This is a genomic window from Paenibacillus sp. Y859 (assembly GCF_056786405.1).
This window is the reverse complement of record NZ_JBXCIZ010000036.1, coordinates 1-1526: the sequence shown is the minus strand read 5'-3', so window position 1 is coordinate 1526 and position 1526 is coordinate 1. Positions and strand designations below refer to the sequence as shown.

The following is a 1526-nucleotide window of genomic DNA, read 5'->3' as shown; positions in this document are numbered from 1 at the left end:
TATAAAACCTAGAAACGGAAAGCTATATATATTTAATAGAGATTGACTGTTAATTCAAAGGAGCGCCATACTCCATATAACATTGCATTACCACAGCGGTCGCTACTCTCCATTGGTCATCAAGAGGAAGTATCGTAGAAGTTGATTCAGGTGACACATCCAAGCTGCTAAGTCTATCGACCCGTTTCCTTCGGTCACTTAAGCCGCTTGAACGTCAGGAATGCCAAACGTTAAGTGAGATTGAGGCAATGAGAAACATTTAATCTAAGCGGGGAGGTTATCAAAGATGTCAATATCCATTCAGGCTGTAGATACGAATTCTGCCAATTGGAGGGAAGTGGATGATGGAGTAGAAATGTTAGTTTTAAGATTCGAACCAAATGAAGTGAGAGCGTTGTTAAGATTTTCTCCTGGGAAAGGATATGCACGTCATAGTCACCCCGCCGGAGAAGAAGTATTCGTTTTAACAGGAATATATTCTGATAATCAAATCGACTACCTAGCAGGATCATATATATACTATCCACCTGGTAGTGACCATGCTCCGGTAAGTACAACCGGTTGTACAATATTGGTCATCATGCCCGAGTCGCCAATTAACTTATAGAAATACAAAAATTAAATCACAATTAAACTATTTACAAGAATAAGTGAGAGATAAATCGGAGAAGGCCTTCAAAATCGTGATCATATGAGAAGCAAAGTGATGCGGCAATTGCGCAAATTCATGTTGAACGATGCCGCGAATATTTGCTAGGCTATGGGCTTTGTTATTTACTTCCTTCTCTTAATGTAGCGCTATATAAGAGACTTCACTTTCAAACTTCTAAGGTCAGCGTGTTCATTTACGGATGAATCCATACCTTACCCCTCCCCAGACCAGGCATCGTAATGATAAGGTTGCTATGTCACCCATTCCCTTTAGTCACATAAGTTGCTCGAACGTTAGGAAAGCCAAATGTTATACAAGATTCATGCAAATAAATTAAAAGGAAGTGTAGTTTATGGAGACAAACATAAATGAAATAAGAGGTGGCAATGTAAGACTTGGTGTATCGGGATTAGGAGGCTGGTTAATTTTAATTCAAATGGGTCTTTACTTGACCATTATCGGATTAATCATTCAAATAATTCGATATAATCTATACTCATTTACAGATGAAACTTGGAAGTTACTGACCTCAGAAGGCTCGTCCCTGTACGACCCATTATGGAAGCCAACAATTATATTTGAAGCAATTTATAACATTTCATTTTTTATTTTTAGTATTTATATTCTAGTTCAGTTTTATAGAAAAAAATCAATTGTTCCACGACTAATGATCATATTTTATTCGCTAAGTCTATTTATTGGTATTGTTGACTACATATTATTGCAGCAAATTGCTATTGCTAAGGAACTAGAAGATGGAAGCTCGATAAGGGATATAATTAAATCAGCTATAACGTGTATCATATGGGTAGCATATTTTCTTAAATCAGAACGGGTAATGAATACATTTATAAGATAACTCAAATGAGGGCAT

2 protein-coding genes are annotated in these 1526 nt (G+C 36.7%); both read left to right on the top strand.

Going from position 1 to position 1526, the window contains the following annotated elements:
* The first annotated feature begins 286 nt into the window (after positions 1–286).
* Positions 287–607 carry a cupin domain-containing protein gene (locus AC1TO8_RS23805; RefSeq protein WP_482058063.1) on the top strand — a complete coding sequence of 107 codons (321 nt, stop codon included), beginning with the start codon at positions 287–289 and terminating at the stop codon, positions 605–607.
* 397 nt (positions 608–1004) lie between these two features.
* A complete protein-coding gene (locus AC1TO8_RS23800; RefSeq protein ID WP_482058062.1) occupies positions 1005–1511 on the top strand; it encodes a DUF2569 domain-containing protein in 507 nt (168 codons plus the stop codon).
* Positions 1512–1526 lie beyond the last annotated feature (15 nt).

Bases quoted from the DNA above. Each gene is read 5' to 3' on its own strand.
- AC1TO8_RS23805 (WP_482058063.1), top strand. From the start codon at position 287: ATGTCAATATCCATTCAGGCTGTAGATACGAATTCTGCCAATTGGAGG.
- AC1TO8_RS23800 (WP_482058062.1), top strand. From the start codon at position 1,005: ATGGAGACAAACATAAATGAAATAAGAGGTGGCAATGTAAGACTTGGT.